This window comes from Methanocalculus sp. (assembly GCF_029762515.1).
Lineage (GTDB): Archaea > Halobacteriota > Methanomicrobia > Methanomicrobiales > Methanocorpusculaceae > Methanocalculus.
Map to the genome: position 1 here is coordinate 1 of NZ_JARVGN010000516.1, position 1335 is coordinate 1335.

At 40.0% G+C, this 1335-nt stretch carries 1 protein-coding gene; it reads left to right on the forward strand.

Going from position 1 to position 1335, the window contains the following annotated elements; all coding sequences use genetic code 11:
* The coding region (locus QCH34_RS12755; protein ID WP_300334685.1) for a tetratricopeptide repeat protein at positions 1–1335 on the forward strand (1335 nt) is incomplete at both ends.

Here is a 1335-nt window from a genome sequence, read left to right on the forward strand (position 1 = left end):
TTGATACAAATATTGAAAAGGAAACATTCTCTGAAAGGGGAATATATCTCTACCATTCGTTCCAGTACCATAATGCCAATGAATGGCTCCTGAGAGCTTATCTGATAGACAATGATTACCAAATTCTTTTCCGGGTAGGTAGAACGCACTTTGAACTGAAGGAGTATTCCGAAGCGACCCGAATTTTCGGCGAAGTTATTGATAAATCAAACGATTTGGTGCTAATTGCACAATCATATAACTACCTGGGATTAATTGACTTGGTTCAAGGGAACACCAATGAGGGAATTGGGAAAATTTGCAGATGTGTTTCCATCCTTTATGAACTGAATCCTTTCCCGGGTGAATTCAATGAACACAATCAGAATACCTATCAGAATATTGAATGGACAACTATAGCCTGCCTTTATTCTTCATACCGTCAAATTCGGGATGAAAAGATAATTTTCCAACTCTACGATGCAATACTCGAGGAGATCAAGAAATATGAATCACTGCTCTCACCACACTGCATGATTGCAGAAATTTTCAGCCGATTATCCTACACAGTTGCTGCGCACAGATATCTCAATATGGGGCTGAAAGAGGACGTCCCACCCCATATAAAAGCCCTTCTCTATGAAACAAAGGCGAAGATCTTCCGAAAAGAAGGAAATCTGAGTCGAGCGATTGAACTATTAAATAAATCTCTTGATGTGTTACCGGATGAGCCACAACGCATCTTTATGGAAATTGCTCAAACATACGAATCGATGTTGAATTTCAAAGAAGCAGAAAGGTTCGTCGAAAAGGCCCTCGAGCATGAACCTGACAATGAAGAATATCTGCGGGCAAAAGAGGACTATCATACGCTGGCTGAACAGGTCATCAACTTCAACCGTATCCCCGATGGAGACGTTAAAACAATTTTGCATTCTGCTGAATCGCTGGCTATCAGGCTATTCAATCAGATAGACGGAGACCTCCCCTTTGACTTTTCTATCGCCCTTGTGGAATACGGAAAAGGATTAGAGACATTGCTCCATGATGCGATCGGATCGGAAATAAGAACCCAAATTCACAATGAATTCGAGACTCCTATCCCAAATAAGTATTTTTACGGTGTGTGGATAAACAAAGATGGAAGAAAGGTTAAAAAAATCGAGCCTTTACCGGATCCCCTTAAAAATCTCCTTGGTATGGTAGAAAGGACTATTTCACTCGGTAAATGGCCAGGTTTAAAAAATGATTTAGAGAAAACCTTAAACAACCCTGTCTCAAAGCGGGTTTCTGAATACTTCACTGATGAATTTGACGGTAATATTGATTTCATTGAGAACGCTTGTGATGTAATAT